The organism is Geodermatophilus sp. SYSU D00814 (assembly GCF_054050055.1).
On sequence record NZ_JBJGYP010000002.1, the window covers coordinates 192,614 to 215,442 of the forward strand.

General features: G+C 75.6%; 30 protein-coding genes and 1 tRNA gene. 21 read left to right on the top strand and 10 right to left on the bottom strand.

All coding sequences use genetic code 11. The features are described from left to right. Window positions 1-41: 41 nt before the first annotated feature. Window positions 42-545: a metallophosphoesterase family protein gene (locus ACI780_RS02505; protein ID WP_457000624.1), complete on the top strand. Its 504-nt coding sequence runs from the start codon at window positions 42-44 to the stop codon at window positions 543-545. Beyond that, window positions 542-1,396 carry a putative RNA methyltransferase gene (locus ACI780_RS02510; RefSeq protein ID WP_457000625.1) on the top strand — a complete coding sequence of 285 codons (855 nt, stop codon included), beginning with the start codon at window positions 542-544 and terminating at the stop codon, window positions 1,394-1,396. The genes ACI780_RS02505 and ACI780_RS02510 overlap by 4 nt, the downstream gene beginning before the upstream one ends. Window positions 1,397-1,481: 85 nt before the next feature. On the opposite strand, the gene ACI780_RS02515 is transcribed toward ACI780_RS02510, so the two are convergent. Then, window positions 1,482-1,763: a GlsB/YeaQ/YmgE family stress response membrane protein gene (locus ACI780_RS02515; protein WP_457000626.1), complete on the bottom strand. Its 282-nt coding sequence runs from the start codon at window positions 1,761-1,763 to the stop codon at window positions 1,482-1,484. A gap of 203 nt (window positions 1,764-1,966) precedes the next feature. Between ACI780_RS02515 and ctaD the strand changes: the two genes are divergently transcribed. Together ctaD and serB are read left to right on the top strand one after the other, a co-directional pair. Continuing rightward, window positions 1,967-3,724 (top strand): aa3-type cytochrome oxidase subunit I, encoded by a 1,758-nt coding sequence (ctaD, locus tag ACI780_RS02520; RefSeq protein ID WP_456870321.1) that lies wholly within the window; start codon window positions 1,967-1,969, stop codon window positions 3,722-3,724. Window positions 3,725-3,871: 147 nt separating this feature from the next. Continuing rightward, the gene (gene serB / locus ACI780_RS02525; protein WP_457000627.1) at window positions 3,872-5,140 is read left to right on the top strand and encodes a phosphoserine phosphatase SerB; all 1,269 of its coding nucleotides are present in this window, start codon (window positions 3,872-3,874) and stop codon (window positions 5,138-5,140) included. Between the two features lie 104 nt (window positions 5,141-5,244). Here the strand turns inward: serB and ACI780_RS02530 are convergent, their stop codons facing one another. Continuing rightward, window positions 5,245-5,817 carry a nicotinamidase gene (locus ACI780_RS02530; protein WP_456870323.1) on the bottom strand — a complete coding sequence of 191 codons (573 nt, stop codon included), beginning with the start codon at window positions 5,815-5,817 and terminating at the stop codon, window positions 5,245-5,247. A 13-nt stretch (window positions 5,818-5,830) separates the two neighbouring features. Then, window positions 5,831-7,114 (bottom strand): nicotinate phosphoribosyltransferase, encoded by a 1,284-nt coding sequence (locus ACI780_RS02535; protein WP_456870324.1) that lies wholly within the window; start codon window positions 7,112-7,114, stop codon window positions 5,831-5,833. 74 nt (window positions 7,115-7,188) lie between these two features. Between ACI780_RS02535 and clpS the strand changes: the two genes are divergently transcribed. Both clpS and ACI780_RS02545 read left to right on the top strand, forming a co-directional pair. After that, on the top strand, window positions 7,189-7,485 hold the full coding sequence (gene clpS, locus ACI780_RS02540; protein WP_456870325.1) for an ATP-dependent Clp protease adapter ClpS: 297 nt from the start codon (window positions 7,189-7,191) through the stop codon (window positions 7,483-7,485). Beyond that, window positions 7,482-7,979 carry a DUF2017 family protein gene (locus ACI780_RS02545; RefSeq protein WP_456870326.1) on the top strand — a complete coding sequence of 166 codons (498 nt, stop codon included), beginning with the start codon at window positions 7,482-7,484 and terminating at the stop codon, window positions 7,977-7,979. Before clpS ends, ACI780_RS02545 begins: the two co-directional genes overlap by 4 nt. On the opposite strand, the gene ACI780_RS02550 is transcribed toward ACI780_RS02545, so the two are convergent. Continuing rightward, complete coding sequence (locus ACI780_RS02550) at window positions 7,918-8,274, bottom strand: hypothetical protein (RefSeq protein ID WP_457000628.1); 357 nt, start codon at window positions 8,272-8,274, stop codon at window positions 7,918-7,920. The genes ACI780_RS02545 and ACI780_RS02550 overlap by 62 nt on opposite strands. Before the next feature lie 76 nt (window positions 8,275-8,350). Here ACI780_RS02550 and ACI780_RS02555 point away from each other — a divergent pair, with 76 nt between their 5' ends. From ACI780_RS02555 to ACI780_RS02585, 7 genes are all read left to right on the top strand, one after another. Then, window positions 8,351-8,824 carry a Mov34/MPN/PAD-1 family protein gene (locus ACI780_RS02555; protein WP_089406222.1) on the top strand — a complete coding sequence of 158 codons (474 nt, stop codon included), beginning with the start codon at window positions 8,351-8,353 and terminating at the stop codon, window positions 8,822-8,824. Between the two features lie 162 nt (window positions 8,825-8,986). Then, window positions 8,987-9,265 (top strand): MoaD/ThiS family protein, encoded by a 279-nt coding sequence (locus tag ACI780_RS02560; RefSeq protein ID WP_456870329.1) that lies wholly within the window; start codon window positions 8,987-8,989, stop codon window positions 9,263-9,265. Window positions 9,266-9,311: 46 nt separating this feature from the next. Further along, a complete protein-coding gene (locus ACI780_RS02565; protein WP_456870330.1) occupies window positions 9,312-10,262 on the top strand; it encodes a PLP-dependent cysteine synthase family protein in 951 nt (316 codons plus the stop codon). Next, window positions 10,181-10,915 (top strand): HAD-IA family hydrolase, encoded by a 735-nt coding sequence (locus tag ACI780_RS02570; RefSeq protein WP_457000629.1) that lies wholly within the window; start codon window positions 10,181-10,183, stop codon window positions 10,913-10,915. Before ACI780_RS02565 ends, ACI780_RS02570 begins: the two co-directional genes overlap by 82 nt. A gap of 54 nt (window positions 10,916-10,969) precedes the next feature. Further along, on the top strand, window positions 10,970-11,707 hold the full coding sequence (locus ACI780_RS02575) for an MBL fold metallo-hydrolase (RefSeq protein WP_457000630.1): 738 nt from the start codon (window positions 10,970-10,972) through the stop codon (window positions 11,705-11,707). 171 nt (window positions 11,708-11,878) lie between these two features. Beyond that, entirely contained in the window at window positions 11,879-12,832 is a 954-nt protein-coding gene (locus tag ACI780_RS02580) for a DNA polymerase domain-containing protein (RefSeq protein WP_457000631.1), read from the top strand. A gap of 101 nt (window positions 12,833-12,933) precedes the next feature. Continuing rightward, on the top strand, window positions 12,934-13,419 hold the full coding sequence (locus ACI780_RS02585) for a DUF4262 domain-containing protein (RefSeq protein WP_457000632.1): 486 nt from the start codon (window positions 12,934-12,936) through the stop codon (window positions 13,417-13,419). A 16-nt stretch (window positions 13,420-13,435) separates the two neighbouring features. On the opposite strand, the gene bcp is transcribed toward ACI780_RS02585, so the two are convergent. Together bcp and ACI780_RS02595 are read right to left on the bottom strand one after the other, a co-directional pair. Further along, window positions 13,436-13,924: a thioredoxin-dependent thiol peroxidase gene (bcp, locus tag ACI780_RS02590; protein ID WP_457000633.1), complete on the bottom strand. Its 489-nt coding sequence runs from the start codon at window positions 13,922-13,924 to the stop codon at window positions 13,436-13,438. Between the two features lie 48 nt (window positions 13,925-13,972). Next, on the bottom strand, window positions 13,973-14,377 hold the full coding sequence (locus ACI780_RS02595) for a YjbQ family protein (RefSeq protein WP_457000634.1): 405 nt from the start codon (window positions 14,375-14,377) through the stop codon (window positions 13,973-13,975). 61 nt (window positions 14,378-14,438) lie between these two features. Between ACI780_RS02595 and rph the strand changes: the two genes are divergently transcribed. The 5 genes from rph to ACI780_RS02620 all read left to right on the top strand — a co-directional run bounded on the left by rph (window position 14,439) and on the right by ACI780_RS02620 (window position 18,448). Further along, window positions 14,439-15,161 (top strand): ribonuclease PH, encoded by a 723-nt coding sequence (rph, locus tag ACI780_RS02600; RefSeq protein WP_457000635.1) that lies wholly within the window; start codon window positions 14,439-14,441, stop codon window positions 15,159-15,161. Next, window positions 15,158-15,766, top strand: coding sequence for an RdgB/HAM1 family non-canonical purine NTP pyrophosphatase (rdgB, locus tag ACI780_RS02605; RefSeq protein WP_456870337.1), 609 nt, complete (start codon window positions 15,158-15,160; stop codon window positions 15,764-15,766). Before rph ends, rdgB begins: the two co-directional genes overlap by 4 nt. Before the next feature lie 75 nt (window positions 15,767-15,841). Further along, the gene (locus ACI780_RS02610) at window positions 15,842-16,927 is read left to right on the top strand and encodes an HPP family protein (protein WP_457000636.1); all 1,086 of its coding nucleotides are present in this window, start codon (window positions 15,842-15,844) and stop codon (window positions 16,925-16,927) included. A gap of 90 nt (window positions 16,928-17,017) precedes the next feature. Beyond that, the gene (locus ACI780_RS02615; RefSeq protein WP_457000637.1) at window positions 17,018-18,235 is read left to right on the top strand and encodes a glycosyltransferase; all 1,218 of its coding nucleotides are present in this window, start codon (window positions 17,018-17,020) and stop codon (window positions 18,233-18,235) included. 51 nt (window positions 18,236-18,286) lie between these two features. After that, entirely contained in the window at window positions 18,287-18,448 is a 162-nt protein-coding gene (locus tag ACI780_RS02620; protein WP_176450154.1) for a hypothetical protein, read from the top strand. 4 nt (window positions 18,449-18,452) lie between these two features. Here the strand turns inward: ACI780_RS02620 and ACI780_RS02625 are convergent, their stop codons facing one another. Continuing rightward, window positions 18,453-19,322: a hypothetical protein gene (locus tag ACI780_RS02625; RefSeq protein WP_457000638.1), complete on the bottom strand. Its 870-nt coding sequence runs from the start codon at window positions 19,320-19,322 to the stop codon at window positions 18,453-18,455. A 153-nt stretch (window positions 19,323-19,475) separates the two neighbouring features. Between ACI780_RS02625 and ACI780_RS02630 the strand changes: the two genes are divergently transcribed. Then, window positions 19,476-20,453, top strand: coding sequence for a DUF6910 family protein (locus tag ACI780_RS02630; RefSeq protein WP_457000639.1), 978 nt, complete (start codon window positions 19,476-19,478; stop codon window positions 20,451-20,453). Window positions 20,454-20,462: 9 nt separating this feature from the next. On the opposite strand, the gene ACI780_RS02635 is transcribed toward ACI780_RS02630, so the two are convergent. Together ACI780_RS02635 and ACI780_RS02640 are read right to left on the bottom strand one after the other, a co-directional pair. Next, window positions 20,463-21,074: a class I SAM-dependent methyltransferase gene (locus ACI780_RS02635; RefSeq protein ID WP_457000640.1), complete on the bottom strand. Its 612-nt coding sequence runs from the start codon at window positions 21,072-21,074 to the stop codon at window positions 20,463-20,465. A 60-nt stretch (window positions 21,075-21,134) separates the two neighbouring features. After that, window positions 21,135-21,215 (bottom strand) — tRNA-Leu (locus ACI780_RS02640). 91 nt (window positions 21,216-21,306) lie between these two features. Between ACI780_RS02640 and ACI780_RS02645 the strand changes: the two genes are divergently transcribed. Then, window positions 21,307-21,576 carry a DUF3618 domain-containing protein gene (locus ACI780_RS02645; protein ID WP_456870343.1) on the top strand — a complete coding sequence of 90 codons (270 nt, stop codon included), beginning with the start codon at window positions 21,307-21,309 and terminating at the stop codon, window positions 21,574-21,576. 1 nt (window position 21,577) lies between these two features. Further along, complete coding sequence (locus ACI780_RS02650; protein ID WP_457000641.1) at window positions 21,578-22,075, top strand: DUF427 domain-containing protein; 498 nt, start codon at window positions 21,578-21,580, stop codon at window positions 22,073-22,075. A gap of 12 nt (window positions 22,076-22,087) precedes the next feature. Here ACI780_RS02650 and ACI780_RS02655 read toward each other — a convergent pair whose 3' ends face one another. Continuing rightward, window positions 22,088-22,723: a TetR/AcrR family transcriptional regulator gene (locus ACI780_RS02655; RefSeq protein ID WP_456870345.1), complete on the bottom strand. Its 636-nt coding sequence runs from the start codon at window positions 22,721-22,723 to the stop codon at window positions 22,088-22,090. Between the last annotated feature and the right edge of the window lie 106 nt (window positions 22,724-22,829).

The following is a 22,829-nucleotide window of genomic DNA, read 5'->3' on the forward strand; positions in this document are numbered from 1 at the left end:
CATCGGCCGTACGCAACGTAGTGCCCTGCGACGATGGTCCGGTGCCCCTCTCGCTGGTGGTGACGTCCGACACGCACCTGCCCAGGCGCGCACGTGACCTGCCCCACTCCCTCTGGGACGCCGTCGACGCGGCGGACCTCGTCGTGCACGCCGGCGACTGGGTCGACGTCGCCCTCCTGGACCTGCTGGAGGCCCGCTCGCGCCGGCTGCTCGCCGTCCACGGCAACAACGACCACGGCCCGCTGCGCGAGCGACTGCCGGAGGTCGCCCGCGCCGAGGTGGAGGGGCTGCGGATCGCCGTCGTCCACGAGACCGGCGACGCGAAGGGCCGCGAGCGCCGCTGCGCCGCCCGCTTCCCCGACACCGACGTGCTGTTCTTCGGCCACAGCCACATCCCGTGGGACAGCACCACCGGCACCGGCCTGCGGCTGCTCAACCCCGGGTCGCCCACCGACCGCCGCCGCCAGCCCCACGGCACCTTCCTCACCGCCGTCGCCGACCGCGGCGCGCTCACCGCGGTGACGTTCCACCCCGTCGTCCGGTGAGCCGGCGACCGTGGCCGCCGGGCGCCGTCGCGCTGCTGGCCTGCCCGGTGTGCGGGGCGCCCCTGTCGGCGCTGCCCGGCGACGCCGGCCTGCGCTGCCCGGCCGGGCACTCCTTCGACCGGGCGCGGCAGGGCCACGTCACGCTGCTGCCCCCGGGGCACACCCCGCCCTCGGGCGACAGTGCGGAGATGGTCGCCGACCGGGCCGAGGTGCTGGCGGCCGGCACGTACGCCGGGCTGACCCGCGTGCTGGCCGACGCCGTCGCCGCGGGGGGAGACCCGGTCGGGTCCGTGCTCGACCTCGGCGGCGGCACCGGCCACCACCTCGCCGGGGTGCTCGAGCGGCTGTCCGGGGCCGTGGGCGTGGTGCTCGACTCCTCGCGCTTCGCCGCCCGCCGCGCCGCCGGCGCCTCGCCGCGCGCACTGGCCGTCGTCGCCGACACCTGGGCGCGGCTGCCCGTGCGCGACGGCGTCGTCGACCGGGTGCTGGTGGTCTTCGCCCCGCGCAACGGGGCCGAGACCGCCCGGGTGCTGCGCCCCGGTGGCCGGCTGGTGGTGGCGACGCCGGCCCCGGACCACCTCGCCGAGCTCGTCGGGCCGCTGGGGCTGCTGCGGGTCGACCCGGACAAGGCCGCCCGGCTGGCGGGCTCGCTGGAGCCGCACCTGCGGCCGGCGGGGGCGGTGGCGCACCGGGAGCACCTCGAGCTCGACCACCGCGCCGTCGCCGCGGTGGTGGGGATGGGTCCGCACGCCCGCCACCTGGCGCCCGGCCGGCTGGCCGCGGCGGTGGCCGGTCTGCCGCCGCGGGTGCGGGTCACCCTCGCCGTCGACGTCACCACCTGGACGGGCTGACCCCCGGACGCACGGAGGGGCCCGGCCGATCCGGCCGGGCCCCTCCGGGAGGACTCACCGCGGGGCCGTCAACGGGCCCCGCAGGTCACACGCGCGTGCTGCGGGCGCGTCCCCGCGTGGCGAACACGTAGACCAGCAGCACCACGATGGCGCCGATGATCGAGCCGATGATCCCCGAGGTCCCCAGCTCGAAGCGCCCCTCGAAGATGAGGCTGCCGAGCAGGTTGCCGACGAGCGAGCCGATGATGCCGAGCACGATCGTCATGCCCACGCTCATGGACTGCTTGCCGGGGACGACGGCGCGGGCGATGAAGCCGGCGATGGCGCCGACCACGATCAGGACGATGATGTTCCAGAGGATCTCCACGGTGGACCTCCCGTGAGTGCTGGCCGAGGCGGCCGGCGTCCTGGGATCTCCAGGGCCAGACGCTCCTGTTCCCCTCCTGAGCAGGGCGGAAACCCGGATTGATCATGACGGATCGGTAACGGCCCTCCCCGGGCGCTCGGCGGACCGGCGCGCCCGCCCGGTCGGCCCCGACGGGTCGGCCGCGCACGGTCTAAGCTGCGGCCGTGACGATCGCGCCTGCACCGATCGTGAGCCGGCCGAGCCCGGCTCGCGAGGTCCAGCGGGGTGCGCGGCTCTCGAACCTGCTGCGGACCACGGACCACAAGACCATCGGCCTGATGTACATGGCCACCGCCTTCGCCTGGTTCATCGTGGGTGGCTTCATGGCCATGCTGATCCGCGGTGAGCTGGGGCAGCCCGGCCTGCAGTTCCTCTCGCCGGAGCAGTACAACCAGCTCGTCACGATGCACGGCACGATCATGCTGCTGATGTTCGCGACGCCGTTGTTCTTCGCGTTCTCGAACCTGATCATGCCGCTGCAGATCGGTGCGCCCGACGTCGCGTTCCCGCGGCTGAACGCCTTCTCGTTCTGGCTGTTCTTCTTCGGCAGCATCATCGTCGTCTCGGGCTTCCTGACCCCCGGCGGCGCCGCCGACTTCGGCTGGTACGCCTACGCCCCGCTCTCCGACGTCGTGCACACCCCCGGCGCCGGCGTGAACATGTGGTTCACCGGTCTGGCGGTCAGCGGTCTGGGCACCATCCTCGGCGCGGTCAACTTCACCGCCACGATCGTCTGCCTGCGCGCGCCGGGCATGACCCTGTTCCGGATGCCGATCTTCACCTGGAACACGCTGGTCACCAGCCTGCTGGTGCTGCTGGCCTTCCCGATCCTCACCGCCGCGCTGCTCGGCATGCTGGCCGACCGCAACCTCGGCGCCCTCGTCTTCTCCGACGAGAACGGCGGTCCGATGCTGTGGCAGCACCTCTTCTGGTTCTTCGGCCACCCCGAGGTCTACATCATCGCGCTGCCGTTCTTCGGCATCATCACCGAGATCATCCCGGTGTTCTCGCGCAAGCCGCTGTTCGGCTACAAGGGCATGGTCGGCGCGACGCTGCTCATCGGTGGCCTGTCGCTGACGGTGTGGGCGCACCACATGTACGCCACCGGCGCCGTCCTCCTGCCGTTCTTCGCCTTCCTGACGTACCTGATCGCCGTTCCCACCGGCATCAAGTTCTTCAACTGGATCGGCACCATGTGGCGCGGCCAGCTGACCTTCGAGACGCCGATGCTGTTCTCGATCGGCTTCCTGGTGACCTTCCTCCTCGGCGGCCTCACCGGCGTCCTCCTGGCCAGCCCGCCGCTGGACTGGCACGTCAACGACAGCTACTTCGTCGTCGCCCACTTCCACTACGTCGTCTTCGGCACCGTGGTGTTCGCCGCCTACGCCGGCATCTACTTCTGGTTCCCGAAGATGAGCGGCCGGATGATGGACGAGCGGCTGGGCAAGCTGCACTTCTGGCTGGTCTTCATCGGCTTCCACACGACGTTCCTGGTCCAGCACTGGCTGGGCACCGAGGGCATGCCGCGCCGGTACGTCGACTACCTGCCCACCGACGGCTTCACGACCCTGCACGTGATCTCCACGATCGGGTCGTTCATCCTCGGCGCCTCGACCATCCCGTGGCTCTACAACGTGGTGAAGTCGTGGAAGTACGGGCGGCTCGCGCTGCGCGACGACCCGTGGGGCCACGGCAACTCGCTGGAGTGGGCCACGTCCTCGCCGCCGCCGCGGCACAACTTCACCGAGATCCCGCGGATCCGGTCGGAGCGCCCGGCGTTCGAGGCGCACTACCCGCACCTCATCGAGCGGCTGCACCGCGAGGCGCACGTGGGCAAGCGTCACGAGCCCTACGCCGGTGTCAGCGAGCTGGCCGAGGGCACCGGCCCCCGGCAGGGGCCGAACGACCCCGACCCCTTCTGATCGCTGCGCGATCCCGTCACCTGCGACGCCCCGTCGGCTCCGGCCGGCGGGGCGTCGCCGCGTCCGGGCGGTCCCGTGGCCGGGGCGGTCGCCGTGTGCGCAGCCGGCCCCCACCGGCTGCCGGGACGGGCGCGCCGGTGCGGCACGATGGCCGCCGTGCCGCTCGACCCCGCACCCCGCGTCCGTCCGCAGTCCGCCGAGGCGGGGCCCCGCGCGCTGCTCACGGTCACCGGCGCCGACCGGCCGGGGGTGACCGCACGGCTCTTCGGCGCGCTGGCCGAGGGCGGTGCCGGCGTCGCGCCCGTGGAGGTGGTCGACGTCGAGCAGGTCGTGGTGCACGGGCACCTGGTCCTCGGCGTCGTCGTCGCGGCGCTGCCGGCCGACGGGCCGGCCGACGAGGAGGGGTTCCTCGCCGGGCTGGGACGGCTGGCAGCCGGCGTCGCGGCGGCCACCGGGGTGCAGGTGGCGGTCGAGTCGGCCTCCGACCGGGGTCCCGACGGCGCCCGCCCGGGCCGGCCGCACCACGTCATCCTGCTCGGCCGGCGGGTGCCCCCGGGCGCGGTCGCGGGCGCGGCCACCGCCATCGCCGGCGTCGGGGGCAACATCGACGCGATCCGGCGGCTCTCCGACCACCCGGTCACCGCCCTGGAGCTGACCGTCTCCGGCGCCGAGGCGACCGAGCTGCGCACCGCGCTGGCCGTCGTCGCCAGCACCACGGGCGCCGACATCGCCGTCGAGCAAGTGGGGCTGGCCCGCCGCAGCAAGCGGCTGATCGTCCTCGACGTCGACTCGACCCTGGTGCGCGGCGAGGTCATCGACGAGCTGGCCGCCCGCGCCGGCCGGGCCGCCGAGGTCGCCCGCATCACCGCCGCCGCGATGAACGGCGAGCTGGACTTCGCCGAGTCGCTGCGCGCGCGGGTGGCCACCCTCGCGGGGCTGCCGGTGGAGGTCCTCGACGAGGTGCGCGAGCACCTGGAGCTCACCCCCGGGGCGCGCACGCTGATCCGGACCCTGCAGCGGCTCGGCTTCCGCTGCGGGATCGTCAGCGGCGGCTTCACGCAGATCACCGACCCGCTCGCGCGGTCCCTCGGCCTGGACTTCGCCGCGGCCAACACCCTCGAGGTGGCCGACGGGACGCTGACCGGGGGGCTGGTCGGGGAGATCGTCGACCGCGCCGGCAAGGCCCGCGCGCTGGCGCGCTTCGCCGCCGAGCACGGGATCCCGCTGGACCAGACGGTCGCCGTCGGCGACGGCGCCAACGACCTCGACATGCTCAACGCCGCGGGTCTGGGCATCGCGTTCAACGCCAAGCCGGTCGTGCGCGAGCAGGCCCACGCCGCGCTCAACCAGCCCTACCTCGACGCGGTCCTGCAGGTCCTCGGCTTCACCCGCGACGAGGTCCTCGACGCCCTCTAGTGCCTCCGTCGCGCTGTTGGCTGCGGTGGGCGGCGCGCGGTGGTGCCTCCTGCCCCGCGGTCGGCCCGCCGTCCTGCGCAGGGCGGCTCACCTCGGGGCAGGGCTCACCTCGAGGGGGTGTGGACGGCGCCCGCCAGCTCGACGCCGGCCGTGCGGAGCTGGTCGAGGGCGGCGTCGGTGGAGGCCTGCGCCACCCCGGCGGTCAGGTGCAGCAGCACCCGCGTGGCGAAGCCCTCGGCGACGGCGTCCAGGGCAGTGGCGCGCACGCAGTGGTCGGTGGCGATCCCGGCGACGTCCACGGCCTCCACCCCGCGCTCGCGCAGCCAGTCGGCGAGCGGCACGCCGTCGGCCAGGCCCTCGAAGCCGGAGTAGGCCGCGGCGTACTCGCCCTTGTCGAACACCGCCTCCAGCCGCGACCGGTCCAGCGCCGGGTGCAGCTGGGCTCCCTCGGTGCCGGCCACGCAGTGCGGTGGCCAGGTGTCGAGGAAGTCCGGCTCGTCGGCGAAGTGGCCGCCGGGGTCGACGTGGTGGTCGCGGGTGGCGACGACGTGGGTGTACGTGGCGTCCCGCAGGTGCTCGGTGATCGCCGCGGCCACCGCCGAGCACCCGGAGACGGCCAGGCTGCCGCCCTCGCAGAAGTCGTTCTGCACGTCGACCACCAGCAGCGCGCGCCTCACCGCGGACCCCCGTTCACGAGCTCACCGTCTCCAGCACCGGTTCCCCGCGGGAGAGCGCCCATGCCTCCTGCGGCAGGGCTTCCCGAACCCGCCGGTGGTGCGCGGCGGCCGCCGACAGCGCCTCGGCCGGCGACGACGGCGCCACCGCCTCGCCGCCGCGCACGAGGGGGACGAGCAGCTGCCGGTCGCCGTCGCGCGCCTCGACCGGCCCGCTGCTGACCACCTCGGCGGTCGCCGTGCCGTCGGGGTCGTGCCGGCGGACGGCGGACTTGCGCCCGCCGGTGGAGTTCTTGCCCTCCGAGCGCTTGGCCACCGGCACCCCGTCGCGCTCGACCAGCTTGTAGACCATCCCCGCCGTCGGCGCGCCGGACCCGGTGACCAGCGAGGTGCCGACGCCGTAGCCGTCGACGGGGGCGGCCATCAGGCCGGAGATGGCGAACTCGTCGAGGTCGCTGGTCACGATGATCCGCGTCCCGGTGGCGCCCAGCTCGTCGAGCTGGCGGCGCGCGGCGGTGGCCAGCGTCGGCAGGTCACCGGAGTCCAGCCGGATGGCGCCGAGCCCGGGGCCGGCCACCTCGACGGCGGTGGCGATGCCCTTGGCGACGTCGTAGGTGTCCACCAGCAGCGTGGTGCCCACGCCCAGCGTGTCGACCTGCGCGCGGAAGGCCGCGGCCTCGTCGTCGTGCAGCAGCGTGAAGGCGTGCGCACTGGTGCCCGTCGTCGGCACGCCGTAGCGCCGGCCGGCCTCCAGGTTGGAGGTGGAGACGAAGCCGACCAGGTGGGCGGCGCGCGCCGCGGCGACGGCGGCCTGCTCGTGGGTGCGCCGCGAGCCCATCTCGATGCACGGCCGCTCGCAGGCCGCGGCCACCATGCGCGCCGCCGCCGACGCGATCGCGCTGTCGTGGTTGAGCACGGAGAGCACCAGCGTCTCGAGCAGGACCCCCTCGGCGAACGGCGCGCGCACCGTCAGCACCGGCGAGCCGGGGAAGAACAGCTCGCCCTCCGCGTAGCCGTCGACGTCGCCGGAGAAGCGGAAGTCGGCCAGCCAGTCCAGCAGCCGGGAGTCGGTGAGCCCCTGCTCGCGCAGGGTGGCGAGCTCGTCGTCGCCGAACCGGAAGCGGGGGAGCAGCTCCAGCAGCCGGCCGGTGCCGGCGACGACCCCGTAGCGGCGGCCGTGCGGCAGCCGCCGGGCGAAGACCTCGAACACGCAGTCGCGCGAGGCGGTGCCGTCGGCCAGGGCGGCCGCGACCATGGTCAGCTCGTACCGGTCGGTGAGCAGCGCGGGACCCGTCGGCATGGCACGGGAGCCTAGGTCGGTCGCGGCGACCGCACCGGGGGAGGCGGGACGGGGGCCGTCCTATGGTGGTCCCCGTGGCCGGACCACTCGCCCCGAGCCGGACGACCGACCCCACGGTCGAGGAGGTCGAGGACCTCGACCGCCCGTGGGTGACCATCGTCTGGAACGACCCCGTGAACCTCATGACCTACGTGACCCACGTGCTGCGCGAGCTGTTCGGCTACGACGAGCCCACCGCGACCACCCTCATGCTGCAGGTCCACAACGACGGCCGGGCCGTGGTCAGCTCCGGCCCGCGGGAGCGGATGGAGCACGACACCAGCCGGCTGCACGCCTACGGCCTGTGGGCCACCTACCAGCAGGACGCATGAGGCCGTTCCGCCGGAAGGGCAAGGACGTCGTCGCGCGGCTCGAGCCGGCCGAGTCCGGCGTCCTGGGGCTGCTGCTCGACCAGCTCGAGCAGCTGCTGACCGCCGACCCCGACGACGTCGAGGGCGACCCGGTGATGGCCCGGCTGCTGCCGGCCGGGCACCGCAGCGACCCCGAGCTGGCCGCGGACTACCGCGAGCTGACCGAGACCGCGCTGCGCAGCGGCAAGACCGACGACCTCGCCGCCGTCCGCGCGACCCTGCCCGACGGCGGGGGGGAGGTGCGGCTGGACCGGGAGCAGGCCGGCGCCTGGCTGCGGACCACCAACGACCTGCGGCTGGCGCTGGGGGAGCGGATCGGCGTCACCGAGGAGACCGAGCCGCCGGAGGACCCGGTCGGTGACGAGGGGCAGCAGCTGGCCGTCTACTACTGGCTCACCGCGCTGCAGGGGTCGCTCGTCGACGCGGTCGCCGCCGCGCGCGACGCCCGAAGGTGAGCAGCACCAGCGTCGCCAGCAGCAGGTCGAGCAGGAAGAACACCGGGACCAGCCCCGGCAGCTCGAGGTCGCGGACCACCGCCCCGACCGCGGAGAGGAGCGTGACCGCGGTGAGCGCCAGCACCAGCAGCAGCACCAGCAGGCGGACGGTGACCAGCAGGACCAGCGAGGCGCGGTCGGCGGAGTCGTCGCTGCTGTAGTGGCCGCTGCGCAGGGTCAGCCCCCGGGCACCCAGCCACAGCGCCGGCAGCGCGACGAGCAGCACCCCGGCGACCATGAGCAGCTCGACCACCACGGGTCCGCACGCTAGCGGTCGGCGGCCGGGCGACCGTCGTCCGGGAGCGACGGGGACGCCGCCTAGACTGCAGGGCGTGCTGCGCATCGACCGCGCGACCTACGACGCCATCGTGGCCCACGCCCGGGAGGACCACCCGGACGAGGCCTGTGGCGTCGTCGCCGGACCCGAGGGCAGCGACCGTCCCGAGCGGTTCGTCCCGATGCTCAACGCCGCCCGGTCGCCGACGTTCTACGAGTTCGACTCGGCCGACCTGCTGCGCCTCTACCGGGACATGGACGACCGGGGCGAGGAGCCGGTGGTGATCTACCACTCGCACACCGCCACCGAGGCGTTCCCGTCGCGCACCGACGTCAGCTACGCCTCCGAGCCGAACGCGCACTACGTCCTCGTCTCCACCCGGCACCACGGCCGGGAGACCGGCCTGGCCGGGGACGAGGTCGAGTTCCGCAGCTTCCGCATCGTCGACGGCGAGGTGAGCGAGGAGGACGTCGAGGTCGTCGAGTCCTACCTGTTCGGCCACTCGCCGACCACCGTCGTCTACGACTGAGCACGGACCCCCTCACCACCCACGACGCGCTCCGCACGCCGCGGGGCCCTGTGAGGGGGCCGACCGGACGGAATCACCGCCCGGTCCCCGGCGTTACCTCCACCGACACGCGCCCCGAGGCGCTCCCGCACGTCCCCGTCCCCCCGAGGAGAACCGCACGCCATGGCCATCGAGGTCCGGATCCCGACCATCCTGCGCACCCACACCGGCGGCAACAAGACCGTCGAGGGCAGCGGGGACACCCTGGCCGCGCTCGTCGACGACCTCGACGCCAAGCACCCCGGTCTCAAGGGCCGCCTGGTGACCGAGGAGGGCACGCTGCACCGCTTCGTCAACGTCTACGTCAACGACGAGGACGTGCGCTTCACCGGCGCCCTGGACACGCAGGTCAAGGACGGCGACTCCGTCACCATCCTCCCGGCGGTCGCCGGCGGCTGCTGAGGCAGCGCCGCACCGTCCCTCCCCGTCTCCCGGAAGAGCCCCGCGCATGGCCCGCTTCGCCTCCCTCGTCGACTCCCTCGGCGGCACCCCGCTGGTCGGGCTGCCCTCCCTGTCGCCGACACGGGACGTGCGGCTGTGGGCCAAGCTCGAGGACCACAACCCCACCGGGTCGATCAAGGACCGCGCCGCGATCTCGATGATCGAGGCGGCGGAGAAGGACGGCTCGCTCACCCCCGGCGCGACCATCCTGGAGCCGACCAGCGGCAACACCGGCATCTCGCTGGCGATGGTGGCCCGGCAGCGCGGCTACCGGCTGGTCTGCGTCATGCCGGAGAACACCTCCGTCGAGCGCCGCCAGCTGCTGGAGATGTACGGGGCGCGGATCATCAGCTCACCGGCCGCCGGCGGCTCGAACCAGGCCGTGGCGATGGCCAAGGAGCTGGCCGCCGAGCACGACGACTGGGTGATGCTCTACCAGTACGGCAACCCGGCCAACGCCGAGGCGCACTACACCGGCACCGCCCCGGAGATCCTCGCCGACCTGCCCTCGATCACCCACTTCGTCGCCGGCCTCGGGACCACCGGCACGCTGATGGGCTGCTCGCGCTACTTCCGCGAGCACAAGCCCGGCGTGCAGGTCATCGCCGCCGAGCCGCGCTACGGCGAGCTCGTCTACGGGCTGCGCAACATCGACGAGGGGTTCATCCCGGAGCTCTACGACCCCGAGCTGCTGGACTCGCGGTTCTCCGTGGGCCCCGAGGACGCCCTGCACCGCACCCGCCAGCTCGTCGAGCGCGAGGGCATCTTCGCCGGCATCTCGACCGGCGCCATCCTGCACGCGGCGCTGGGCGTCGCCGACCGCGAGGTCGCCGCCGGGCGCCGGGCCGACATCGTGTTCGTCGTCTGCGACGGCGGGTGGAAGTACCTGTCCACCGGCGCCTACGCCGGCACGCTGGAGGAGGCCACCTCCGCCCTGGAGGGTCAGCTCTGGGCCTGACCCGGCAGATCCCCGCCCGGGGCCTGCTGTTCGACAACGACGGCGTCCTGGTCGACTCCGAAGCCGCGGTCACCGCCTCCTGGTCGCGCTGGGCCGCCGAGCACGACCTCGTGCCGGCCGAGGTGCTGGCCGTCGTCCACGGCCGGCGGTCGGCCGACACCGTCGCCGCGCTGGTCCCGGAGTCCCGGCGGGCCGCCGCGACGGCGCTCATCGACCGCTACGAGCTCGAGGACGCCGGGACGGTGCCCGCCGTCGCGGGCGCGGCCGAGCTGCTGGCGTCCCTGCCCCCGTCGGTGTGGGCGGTCGTCACCTCCGGCACGCCCGCGCTGGCCGCGACCCGGCTGCGCGCCGCCGGGCTGCCGCTGCCCGGTGCGCTGGTCAGCGGCGCCGACGTGCGCACCGGCAAGCCCGACCCCGAGGGCTACCTGCTCGGCGCCCGCCTGCTGGGCGTGCCGCCGGAGGAGACCGTCGTGGTCGAGGACAGCCCGGCCGGCATCGCCGCGGGCAGGGCGGCCGGCGCGCGGGTCCTCGGCGTCGGCGCGCGGGCGCTGGGGGCCGGCGCCGACGTCGTCGTCGCCGACCTCACCGGACTGTCCTGGGCCGACGGCGTGCTGTCGGTGCCCGCGGGCTCCCTCCTGCGGCCCGGCGGCTAGCCTGACGCCCGCCATGGGGAGCGTGCAGGGGACCGTCGGTCAGGGGAGTGCGGCGTGAGGCTGACGGTGGTCGGCTGCTCGGGCAGCGGCCCCGGCCCGACGTCGGCCGCGTCCTGCTACCTGGTCGAGCACGACGGCTTCCGATTGCTGCTCGACCTGGGCAACGGCGCGTTCGGCGCGCTGCAGGCGCTGGCCGACCCCGACACCGTCGACGCGGTCTACCTCTCCCACCTGCACGGCGACCACTGCCTCGACGTCGTCCCGATGGTCGTCTGGCACCGCTACTCCGGTCGCTCCTCGCGCCGCCGCGTGCCGCTGATCGCCCCCGCCGGCGCCCAGGAGCGGCTGCAGCAGGTCTACGACTCCGGCGGTGCCCCGCTGACCGACGTCTTCGACTTCGCCGTCACCCCGGTCTCGGCCGTGCTCGGGCCGTTCACCGTGCAGACCACCCGCACCGCGCACCCGGTCGAGTGCCACGCCGTCCGGCTGACCGCGCACGGCTCCTCGCTCGTCTACACCGGCGACACCGGCCCCAGCCGGGCCGTGGTCGACCTCGCCCGCGGCGCGGACGTGCTGCTGGCCGAGGCCGCCGAGCCCGAGGGCGACGACCAGCCCCGCGACCTGCACCTGACCGGCCGCCAGGCCGGCGAGGCCGCGGCCGCCGCGCAGGTGCGCCGGCTGCTGGTCACCCACGTCCCGGCCTGGGTGGACCCGGCCGCGCAGCTGGCCGCCGCCCGGTCGGTGTTCCCCGCCGCCGAGCTGGTGCGGCCCGGCGCCACGTACGACGTCTGACGGCGGGGGCGCGCGTCGGGGTGCGCCGGGATCAGGTCACCTGATCGTCGGGCGTCCTCCCGCACGGTGGGACGTGCGGGAGGACCCGCTGCGGTGGGGGAGGACGACGCGCCGCGCCCCGGGGACCGGCCCGCCCTTGCCCCGCCCGACGCCGGCGGGCACGGTGGGCCGGTGGTCGACGACGAACGGGACGGCGTCCGGCTGACCAGCCTCGACGCGCCGCTGGGCGACGGGCTCGAGGTCACCAAGGGCGACCTGGTCGACCACCTCGACCGCTTCGCCGACCGCCTGGTGCCCCAGCTGGCCGGCCGACCCCTGACGGTCAAGCGGGTGCGCCCGGGCCAGCAGCCGTTCGTGCAGCGCGACGTCCCCAAGGGCGCCCCCGGCTGGGTGCGCACCGTCGCCGTCTGGTCCTTCGGCGCGCACCGCGAGGTGCACCAGGTGCTCTGCGACGACCGCCGCACGCTGCTGTGGCTGGCCAACCAGCGCGCCGTGGAGTTCCACGTCCCGTTCTTCGTCGCCGGTGCGGAGACCGCGCCGACCGGCATCGTGCTCGATCTCGACCCGCCCGAGGACGCCGGGTTCGACGTCGTGGTGCAGGCGGCGGACCTGGTGCGGCGGGCGCTGGCCGACACCGGGCTCACCGGGGCGGTGAAGACCAGCGGGTCCAAGGGCGTGCACGTCGTCGTCCCGGTGCGCGGCGTCGGGCCGGAGGACGCCGCCGCCGCGACCCGCGCGCTGGCCGCCCGCGCCGCGGCGCTGGACCCGGACCTGGCCACCACCGCCTACATCAAGGAGGACCGGCACGGCCGGGTCTTCCTCGACTCCACCCGCTCGGGCTCCTCGACGATCGTGGCCGCCTACAGCCCGCGGATCCGCCCCGGCCTGCCGGTGTCGGCGCCGGTCGCCTGGGCGGACCTGCCCGCGCTGCGGCCCGGCGACGTCACCGTCCGGACGGCGGTGCAGCGGCTCGGCGACGGCGACCCGTGGACGGCGCTGCTGCCCGGTCCGCAGGAGCTGCCCGCCGACCTGGTGACCGAGGGGCACGCGATCCCGGTCGCCCGGGTGGCCGCGATGCACGAGGGCAAGCGGCGGGCGCGGGCCAGGCGGGCCGCCGAGGACTGACGCAGCGACGATCTAGGCACCGTCGTCCACAGCCGGCCCGCCCGTCCACCGCCGGGCCGGCGCCCCGGCGTCCTGTCGGTGCCCGGTCGCAGGCTCCTGGCATGACCACCGACCCGCAGACCACCGCCTGGCTCGACCAGGAGGACGCCCACCTCGCCGCAGTCATCCGCCGCGCACGCTTCGCCGTGCAGTACGTGGGGCCGGGAGACCTGCCCGAGGAGCCCGCCTTCGGCTACACCATCGGGCTGTTCGGGCTGGGGCACCCGGAGCTGGTGGTCGTCGGGCTGGGCGCCACCGCCACGCACGCCCTGCTCGACGCGGTGGCCGCCGACGTCGTCGGCGGCCGGTCGCTGGTCTCCGGCGAGCTGCTCGAGGGGGTCGGCGGCCGGGCCGACCTGGTGGTGGAGGAGTGCCCCAACCCCGGGGAGGTCCTGCTCGGGGCCAACCGCTGGTACCGGCGGCCGCCGGAGTACTCCGTGCCGGCCCTGCAGCTGACGTGGGCCTCGCCGCCGGGCTGCTTCCCGTGGGACGCGGGCTGGGACGGCGGCCGCCACGGCCAGCCGCGGCCGGGCACCTGGACGGCCTGACGCCGTGGGCGGAGGGTCAGCCCAGCCCGAGGTCCCGGCGCAGCTTGGCCACGTGCCCGGTGGCCTTCACGTTGTAGGCGGCCCGCTCGATCCGGCCCTCGGCGTCGATGACGAACGTCGAGCGGATCACGCCCTGGACCTCCCTGCCGTACATCTTCTTGGTGCCGAACGCGCCGTAGGCGGTGAGCACCCGCTTGTCCGGGTCGGAGACCAGGGTGATGCCCAGACCCTCCTGCTCGCGGAAGCGCTGCAGCTTCTCCGGCGGGTCGGGCGAGATGCCGATGATGTCGAGCCCCGCCTCGGCGAGCTCCCCGGCGGCGGCGGTGAAGTCGACCGCCTGGGTGGTGCAGCCGGGGGTCAGCGCGGCGGGGTAGCAGTAGACGATCACCCGGCGGCCGCGGTGGTCGGCGAGGGAGACCGGCCGGCCGTCGGCGTCGGGCAGCGTGAAGTCCGGCGCCGGGTCGCCGGGCGCGAGGCGGACGGGAGCGGGCGCGGTCTCGGTCATGCCCGGCATCCTGCCGTGCCGGGCGAAGCGGTCACAGCCAGGGGCGCGTCAGCCGCGCAGGAACGACAGCCGCACGTGGCGCTGCGGGTTGTCCCGGTTGGGGTCGACCAGGCAGATGCGCTGCCAGGTGCCCAGCTGCAGGCGGCCCTCGAGCACGGGCACCGTGGCGTGCGGCGGCACGAACGCCGGCAGCACGTGGTCGCGGCCGTGCCCGGGGCTGCCGTGCCGGTGCCGCCAGCGGTCGTCGCGGGGGAGCAGCTCGTCGAGCTGGGTGAGCAGGTCGTCGTCGCTGCCGGAGCCGGTCTCGATGATGGCCAGCCCCGCGGTGGCGTGCGGGACGAACACCTGCAGCAGCCCGTCGCCCTCGCCGCGGACGAACTCCTCGCACTCCCCGGTCAGGTCCACCACCGCTGGCACCCCGCCGGTCCGCACCGTCCGCAGCTCCGATCTCACGCCGTCGATCGTGGCAGCTCGGCCGCGGGACGGCGTGCCGGCGTCGATAGGCTCGGCGTCCGTGACCCGTCCCGACGGCCGCACGGCCGACCGGCTCCGCCCGGTGACCATCACCCGCAACTGGCTCGACCACGCCGAGGGCTCGGTGCTCGTCGAGTTCGGCCGCACCCGCGTGCTGTGCGCCGCCAGCGTCACCGAGGGCGTCCCGCGCTGGCGCCGGGGATCGGGGCTGGGCTGGGTCACCGCCGAGTACGCGATGCTGCCGCGGGCCACCCACACCCGCGGCGACCGCGAGTCGGTCAAGGGCCGCATCGGCGGCCGCACCCACGAGATCAGCCGGCTCGTCGGCCGCTCGCTGCGGGCCGCGGTCGACCTGAGCGCGCTGGGGGAGAACAGCATCGCCATCGACTGCGACGTCCTGCAGGCCGACGGCGGCACCCGGACGGCGGCCATCACCGGCGCCTACGTCGCCCTCGCCGACGCCGTCGGCTGGCTGGCCGACCGGCGGAAGCTGGCGAAGAAGACCGCGATCGTGCAGTCGGTGGCCGCGGTGAGCGTCGGCGTGGTCGACGGCGAGCCGCGGCTGGACCTCGCCTACGAGGAGGACGTGAAGGCGGGCACCGACATGAACGTCGTCTGCACCGGCGAGGGCGGGTTCGTCGAGGTGCAGGGCACCGCCGAGGGCGCCGTCTTCGACCGGGCCACCCTCGACCGGCTGCTCGACCTCGCCGTCGCCGGCTGCGCCGACCTCACCCGCGTCCAGACGGAGGCCCTCGCGCGATGACCCGACTGCTGCTCGCCACCCGCAACGCCGGCAAGCTCGCCGAGCTGCAGCGGCTGCTGGCCGGCGCCGTCCCCGGGGTGCAGGTCGTCGGCCTGCGCGACGTGCCCGAGTACCCCGAGACGCCCGAGACCGGTGCCACCTTCGCCGAGAACGCGCTGCTCAAGGCGCGGGAGGCGGTCCACCACACCGGCCTGCCCGCCGTCGCCGACGACTCCGGCATCGCCGTCGACGCGCTCAACGGCATGCCCGGCGTGCTGTCGGCGCGCTGGTCGGGCCGGCACGGCGACGACGCGGCGAACACCGCGCTGCTGCTGGCCCAGCTCGCCGACGTGCCCGACGAGCGGCGCGGCGCGGCCTTCGTCTGCGCCGCCGCCCTGGTCACTCCCGACGGCGCCGAGTCGGTGCTGGAGCGGCAGTGGCGCGGACGGGTGGTGCGCGAGCCGCGCGGTACCAACGGCTTCGGCTACGACCCGGTCTTCCGGCCCGACGGCCTGGAGGTCACCTCCGCCGAGCTCGAGCCCGCGGAGAAGGACGCCCGCAGCCACCGCGGGCAGGCCTTCGCCGCGCTGGTCCCGGAGGTCGCGCGGGTCCTGCGCGCGGGCTGAGCCCCCGGCGGCCCGTCCCGACGTAGGGTGCCGCCCGCGACGGGCACGGGCGCCCGCGGGAGGAACGGGGGCCGCGTGGACCGGCGGGTGTGGATCGGGGCGCTGCGACCGGGACCGGTCGGCTACCGGCGCACCGAGGTGCTGCGCGGGGGGCTCGGCGCGCTGCTCGGCATCGCGCTGGCCGGGGTCAGCGCGCACGCCGTGCCGGGCGGGCCGGTGGGCCTGCCGTGGATCGTCGCGCCGATGGGCGCCACCGCCGTCCTGCTCTTCGCCGCGCCCGCCAGCCCGCTGGCCCAGCCGTGGCCGGTCCTCGTGGGCAACACGCTGTCCACGCTCGTCGGCGTCGCCGCCGGGAAACTCCTCGACGACGTCACGCTGGCCGCCGCCGTCGCCGTCGGGGTGGCGATCCCGGTGATGATGCTGCTGCGCTGCGTGCACCCGCCGGGCGGGGCGTGCGCGCTGTTCGCCGCCGTCGGCACCGCCGCGGTGGCCGACCACGGCTGGGCGTTCGCGCTGTGGCCGGTCGGGGTCGACACCGTCGTGCTGCTGGCGGTCGCGACGCTGGTCAACAACCTCACCGGCCGGCCCTACCCGCACGTGCCCGACCCCCCGGCGCCGCCGCCGGGCACCGACGCCCCGCCGACCAGCCGGGTCGGGCTGCAGCCCGAGGACGTCCGCGCCGCGATGGAGCGCCTCGACCGCGGCCTCGACGTCATGCCCGGTGACGTGCTGGCGCTGGTCCGCGACGCCGAGGCACACGCGCTCGACCGCCGGCTCGGGCAGCTGCGGGTCGGGGCGCTGATGGCCCGCGACGTCCGCACCGTGCAGCCGCAGGAGACGCTCTACCGCGCGCGGATGCTGATGAACCAGCACGCGGTCAAGGCGCTGCCGGTGGTCACCGGCGACGGGCACGTGGTCGGCATCGTCACCGTCCACGACCTGTTCAACACCGACATCGTGGCCTTCACCGCGGTGGCGGAGGTGATGACCAGCCCGGCGAGCACCGTCGGCGTCGACACGCCCGTCTCCGAGCTGGTCGGCCTCATGGCCGACCGGGGGCTGCGCCACCTGCCGGTGGTCGACGACGACGGCCGGCTGGCCGGGATCGTCACGCGCGCGGAGCTCGTCGCCGTCCTGCACCGGGCCCTCGTCGGCTCCTGACCCCTCCGGGTGAGCCCGGCCGGCCGGGCTCCACCGCCGCCGGCCGGCTGCCGAAGCCCTCCCCGACGACCGACGTCGGAGGGACACGGCATGGCGGAGGACAGCGGGACGGCGCGCGCCCGGCTGGTGGTGCTGATCCCGGCGCACGACGAGGCCGCGAACATCGGGGTCACGCTGACCGCGCTTCAGCAGCAGACCCGGCGCCCGGACCGGGTGGTGGTCATCGCCGACAACTGCACCGACGACACGGTGGAGATCGCGCGGGCGCACGGCGCCGAGGTCTACGAGACGGTAGGCAACACCGACAAGAAGGCCGGCGCGCTCAACCAGGCGATCGTGCAGCGCTTCCGCCGCACCGCCGACAGCGACCGCCGCGGCGCCTCCGAGGACCCCCGGCGCGGCCCCGACCGCCGCCGCCCCCGGGCGGGCTGGACCGACGGGGACGACGACCTCCCGGCCGGCCCCTCACCCGACCTGCGCGACGACGACCACGTCCTGGTGATGGACGCCGACACCGAGCTCGCCCCGCGCTTCCTCGAGGTGGCCGCGGCCAGCCTCGACAGCTCGCCGCGGATCGGGGCGGCCGGCGGGCTGTTCTACGGCCACCCCGGCAGCGGCGTGCTGGGCCAGCTGCAGCGCAACGAGTACCTCCGCTACAGCCGCGACGTCGCCCGCACCGGCCGGGTCATGGTGCTCACCGGCACCGGCACGCTGTTCCGGGTGCGGGCGCTGCGGGAGGTCGCCGCCGCGCGCGGCAGCACGCTGCCGGGCACCCGCGGCCAGGTCTACGACACCCTCGCCCTCACCGAGGACAACGAGCTCACCCTCGCGCTGAAGACCCTCGGCTGGCGGCTGACCAGCCCCTCGGCGTGCGCGGTGGTCACCGAGATCATGCCCACCTGGTCGGACCTGTGGAAGCAGCGGATGCGGTGGCAGCGCGGTGCCCTGGAGAACCTGCGGCACTACGGCCTGTCCCGGGTCACCCTGCGCTACTGGGGACAGCAGGTGGGCATCGGCCTCGGCGTCCTCGCCTTCCAGGCCTACCTGCTGCTGACCGTCCTGGTCCTGTCCCGGGACGGCGGCCTGACCCTCGACCCGTTCTGGGGATCGGTCGGCCTGGTCTTCCTCGCCGAGCGCCTGGTGACCGTCCGCCGCGGCGGGTGGCGCGCCCTGCTCCTGGCCCTGCCGCTGCTGGTGGAGCTGGTCTACGACCTGTTCATCCAGGCGGTGTTCGTGCGCTCGCTGCTCGACGTCGTCCGCCGGCGCGAGGCCACCTGGCACCACGTCGCCGCACCGGCGACTCCCTGATCCCCGCCGCCGGCCCCGGCGGCGACCCGACCCCCCAGGAGGGAGGTGCACGTGTACAGCAAGGCGGGTTACGTGACCGCCAGCGGCGTGGGCGGCTCGACCGCCCTGGCCTACACCGGCTTCAACGCCCTGGCGTGGGTGGTCGCCGGCGTGACGCTGGTCTTCGCCGGGATGGCGCTGCTGAAGCTCGTCCCGCGCCGGTCGCGCGGCTGACGGGTCAGGACGCCGGCCCGGCCCCCGCGCCGCCGTCCGTCCCGGACTGCGAGCCGGTGTCCGAGCCGGTGTCCGAGCCGGATCCCGAGCCGGTCTGCGGTGCCTGCGTCGAGGGCTCGGCGGGAGCGGTCTGACCGCTCCCGCCGCCGTCCTCGGTGGACCCGGTGCCGTCCTCGGCGTCGCTCCCGGTGGCCGGCGCGGACTCCTCGGCCTCCTCCGGGTCCTCGGTGGGGGTCGTCGACTCCCCGGTGTCGTCACCGGGCTGCGGGGTCTGGGTGGCGGGGGCCTCGGTGGGGGTCCCGTCGGCGGGGTCGGTCTCGGCCGGCGTGGTGTCCCGCGACGACGACGCCGTCGACAGCTCACCGATCGTGGTGGACGACGACGACGAGTCCTCGGTGCCGCCGACCAGCGCCGACACCGGCTGCTTGCCCACCAGCTCGACGCCGGTGACGATCGCCATGGCGACCGCGAAGACGGCGACGGCGTACACCGCGACCCGCGACCAGCGGGGCCGCCGGCGCGGAGCCGGGGCGCGACGCGGGTCGAGCGCGGCCGGCAGCACCTTGGTGGCGGCGGCGTCGTCGGGGGCGTCGGCGGCCGGCGCGGGACGGGTGTCCTGCCGCTCCCGGGTCCGCTTCAGCCGCTCGGCGGTGCGGTCGAGGGAGGCGGTGTAGAGAGCCGACCCGACGGTGCTCACCACGCTGACGAGTGCCGCGCCGATGACGGTGCCGGCCACCCCGAAGAAGGAGGCGGCCACCGCGGCGGACACCGCGGCGAGGGCACCGGCGACCACCTGCTTGACGGAGAGGGTGGTGCGCGGGGGCTTCTCGGGGGCCTGGTCGGGACGCGGCTGGATCTCGGTGCGCGAGGACATGGGCTCCGACGGGGTCGAGGACGTGCGGGGAAGACGACCACCCGGCGACCTCGTCGTCACACCGGGCGGTCCGCTCGACACTACGGGGCCGCGGGAGGACCCGCAGTCGCGTTCCCGGGTGCCGCGGCGCCCACCAGCGGGAACGCCGCCGGTGTGATCCTCGTCGCGGTCGGCGGCGTGGACCGGCCCGGCGCTGGGCACCGCTGCGGCGTGCGGGTGGGGATCACGGCGGTGCGGCGGCTCCGGTTCGACGACGGGACGCCGGTGACCGCGGCGTCGGGCATCGCCCCGCTCGGGGACGGCTGGCTCGTCGCCCAGGACGACGCCACGCACGCGGCCTGGCAGCGCCCGGGCGGCGTGGCGCGCCTGCGCCTGCTGCCGCCCGTCGAGGGCCTCGACCGGTTCTCCGAGGCCGCGGGCACCAAGCACCTCAAGCCCGACCTCGAGGTGGCCTGCCCGGTGGAGGCCGACGGCCTCCCAGGCGTGCTGCTGCTGGGCTCCGGGTCGGCGGCGCGCCGCACCCGCGGCGTCCTCGTCACCCTCGACGGCGACCGGCCCGGCGTGCGGGCCGCGGACCTCGCGCCGCTGTACGGCGCCGTCGCCGAGCGCCTCGGCGTGCCGGTCGACCAGTTGAACCTGGAGGGCGCCAGCCGTGCCGGGGACGTGCTGCGCTGGTACCAGCGGGGCAACCTGGCCGCCGGCGTGGCCAACGCCGCGGTCGAGGTGCCGCTGGAGGCCCTGGTCGCCGTGCTGCTCGGCCGGGCAGGCGCCGGCCCGGTGCCCCTGGGTGCCGCGCACGTCCTGGAGCTCGGGGAGGTGGCCGGCGTCGGCCTGGCGGTCACCGACGCGGTCGCGCTGCCCGACGGCCGGGAGCTGCTCGCGGCCGCCGCGGAGGACACCCCGAACCCGGTCGACGACGGCCCGGTGGTGGCCACCGCCCTCGTGCTCGCCGACGGCGGCCGGGTGCTCGACGTGGTGCCGCTGCCGGAGGTGGACGGCCGGGTGGTCAAGGTGGAGGGGCTGGCGCTGCGCGGGACCGACGGCGACGCGGTGCACCTGGTCGCGGTGGGCGACGTCGACGACCCGGAGCTGCCCTCGCCGCAGGTGGACCTCACCGTCACCCTCGGCTGAGCAGCCGGGTCAGGCGGCGGCCCGCCCGCTGGTCATGAACCCGGCGACCCGCGGCACGCCGTCCTGGTACCAGGTCCTCGCCTCGGTGACCGCCAGCGGCGAGGCGGCCAGCAGCCCCGCGACGTCGTTGTCGAGGACGCAGCCGGACACCACGCGGTTGACCGGGGTGCCGCGCCGCTGCCACCGCAGCACCGCGGGGTCCGGGGCCGCGCCGTGCTCGACGAAGTGCAGGACACCGCCGGGCCGGAGCACGCGGGCGACCTCCGCCAGCGCGCGGCCGGCGTCGGGGATGCCGCAGAGGACCCAGGTGCACAGCGCCGAGTCGAAGCGGTCGTCGGGGAAGGGCAGGGCGCGGGCGTCGTCCCCGGCGACGGCGACCGGGACCGGGGAGGCCGCGCGGCGCTCCTGCGACATCCGCAGCGCCGTCCCCGACGGCTCCACCGCCCACACCCCGGTGACCGCCGGCGGCAGGTGCGGCTGGTTGAGCCCCGAGCCGTACCCGATCTCGAGCACGTCCCCGGTCAGCCCGGCGCACACCCGTTCCCGGATCGGCCCGGTCAGCCGCGGCCCCAGGGCCCGGTCGAGCAGCCGGGGGCGGACACACCGGCCGTAGATCCCCACGGGGCCGCAGGCTCCTCCCGGCGACCGCCCGGGGCAAGGGGGCCCGGAGACGTCGCCGCGTGCGGGAGGCGGGAGTCGAACCCGCACGCCCGGAGGCACCAGATCCTAAGTCTGGCGTGGCTGCCGTTACACCACTCCCGCGTGGCCGCAGAGTGTAGGTGTGATCGCCCGGCAGAGTGCCCCGGCTCGGCGGAACGGGCCGGTCGGGGCCGAGTCTGGCAGGCTGTCGGCCGTGCCTCCTCAGCCTCGCGACCCCCGAGAGATCCAGCTGGAGATCGACGCCGCCCGCGAGTCGCTGGCGGCCACCCTGGACCAGCTGGCCTTCAAGGGCAGTCCCGACCGGCTCAAGGCGCAGGGGCAGGCCGCTGTCACCCGGTTCCTGCAGTCGCCCGCCGGCAAGGCCACCATGGGCGGCCTGGGCCTGCTGGTGTCGCTGGTCGTCGTCCAGAAGGTCCGGCACCGCCGGGCCGCGCGGCGGACGGTCCCGCGCCGCACGCGCTGACGTGCGCGCCCCCCGGCGGGACCCGGCCGGTCCCGGTCAGGAGTCGGTGTGGGACTACCCGCGCCCGCCCTCGGCCGAGGTGACCCCGCGGCGCGTCGTCGTGGAGATCGGCGGGCGGGTCGTCGCCGACACCACCCGCGCGGTCCGGGTCTGCGAGACCAGCCACCCGCCGGTGTACTACGTGCCCCGCGAGGACGTCGTCCCCGGGGTGCTCGAGCGGGCGGGCGGCTCGTCGTGGTGCGAGTGGAAGGGCGCGGCCACGTACTGGGACGCCGTCGTCGACGGGGCACGCCGCCCGTCGGTCGCGTGGTCCTACGAGCAGCCCACCGCCGGCTACGAGCACCTGCGCGGGGCGGTGGCGTTCTACCCGAGCCGGGTGGACCGGGCCACCGTCGACGGGGAGCAGGTCCGCGCCCAGGCCGGGGACTTCTACGGCGGCTGGATCACCGACGACGTCGTCGGGCCGTTCAAGGGGGAGCCGGGCACGCTCGGCTGGTGACCGGGCCGGGGGTCAGCCCGCCCGGCTGCCGGTGGACTCCTGGCGGACCAGCGGGAGGACGACCCGCTCGAGCACCGCGTCGGCGTAGGCGGCGTCCACCGGCTCGCGGGTGACCAGCCAGCGCTGCACGAACAGCGCCGTGGCCGCCTCGGCCGGGATCGACTGCGTCATGCCGGGCCCCACCTCGCCGCGCGCCTGGGCGCGGGCCCACATGTCGGCGAAAGCCCGCCGCCAGATCGCCATCGGGCCCTCGCGGAAGGCGTCGATCAGCGCCGGTTCGTGCTGCATGGCCGCCAGCAGCGAGCGGGTGGCCGCGCCGACGGGGCTGGCCATCATCTCGACCATCCGGTGCACGAGCTGGCGCAGGTCGCCCTCGAGGGACCCGGTGTCGGCGTCGAGGATCCAGGCGCGGTTGAGCTCGGAGACGGTGTCGATGACGAGGTCCTGCTTCGTGCGCCAGCGGCGGTAGATGGTGGCCTTGCCGACGCCGGCCTCCGCCGCCACGGCGTCCATGGTGAGCGCGCCGTAGCCGACCTCGCCGAGCAGTCGCAGGATCGCCGCCCGGATGACGTCGTCGCGGCTGGGGTCGCGTGGTCGTCCTCCGCGGCCCGTGCGTGCCGGTGGGTCGGTGACCGGGGCAGCAGCCATGGGGCGACCCTAGGGCCTCCGGGGCCCCGCGACGGTGGTCGGCTGCGCGGTGCACCCGCCTGTTCGCGCGCCCGCGCGCCTGCCCGCCGCGCCCCGGCGCGTCGGT

What these genes read in the sequence shown, in the direction of transcription:
- serB (WP_457000627.1), top strand. Translation starts at nt 3,872, where the DNA reads ATGGCCGCCGTGCCGCTCGACCCCGCACCCCGCGTCCGTCCGCAGTCC.
- ACI780_RS02535 (WP_456870324.1), bottom strand. Translation starts at nt 7,114, where the DNA reads ATGCCGACGGGTCCCGCGCTGCTCACCGACCGGTACGAGCTGACCATG.
- ACI780_RS02545 (WP_456870326.1), top strand. Translation starts at nt 7,482, where the DNA reads ATGAGGCCGTTCCGCCGGAAGGGCAAGGACGTCGTCGCGCGGCTCGAG.
- ACI780_RS02560 (WP_456870329.1), top strand. Translation starts at nt 8,987, where the DNA reads ATGGCCATCGAGGTCCGGATCCCGACCATCCTGCGCACCCACACCGGC.
- ACI780_RS02565 (WP_456870330.1), top strand. Translation starts at nt 9,312, where the DNA reads ATGGCCCGCTTCGCCTCCCTCGTCGACTCCCTCGGCGGCACCCCGCTG.
- ACI780_RS02585 (WP_457000632.1), top strand. Translation starts at nt 12,934, where the DNA reads ATGACCACCGACCCGCAGACCACCGCCTGGCTCGACCAGGAGGACGCC.
- bcp (WP_457000633.1), bottom strand. Translation starts at nt 13,924, where the DNA reads ATGACCGAGACCGCGCCCGCTCCCGTCCGCCTCGCGCCCGGCGACCCG.
- rdgB (WP_456870337.1), top strand. Translation starts at nt 15,158, where the DNA reads ATGACCCGACTGCTGCTCGCCACCCGCAACGCCGGCAAGCTCGCCGAG.
- ACI780_RS02615 (WP_457000637.1), top strand. Translation starts at nt 17,018, where the DNA reads ATGGCGGAGGACAGCGGGACGGCGCGCGCCCGGCTGGTGGTGCTGATC.
- ACI780_RS02625 (WP_457000638.1), bottom strand. Translation starts at nt 19,322, where the DNA reads ATGTCCTCGCGCACCGAGATCCAGCCGCGTCCCGACCAGGCCCCCGAG.
- ACI780_RS02655 (WP_456870345.1), bottom strand. Translation starts at nt 22,723, where the DNA reads ATGGCTGCTGCCCCGGTCACCGACCCACCGGCACGCACGGGCCGCGGA.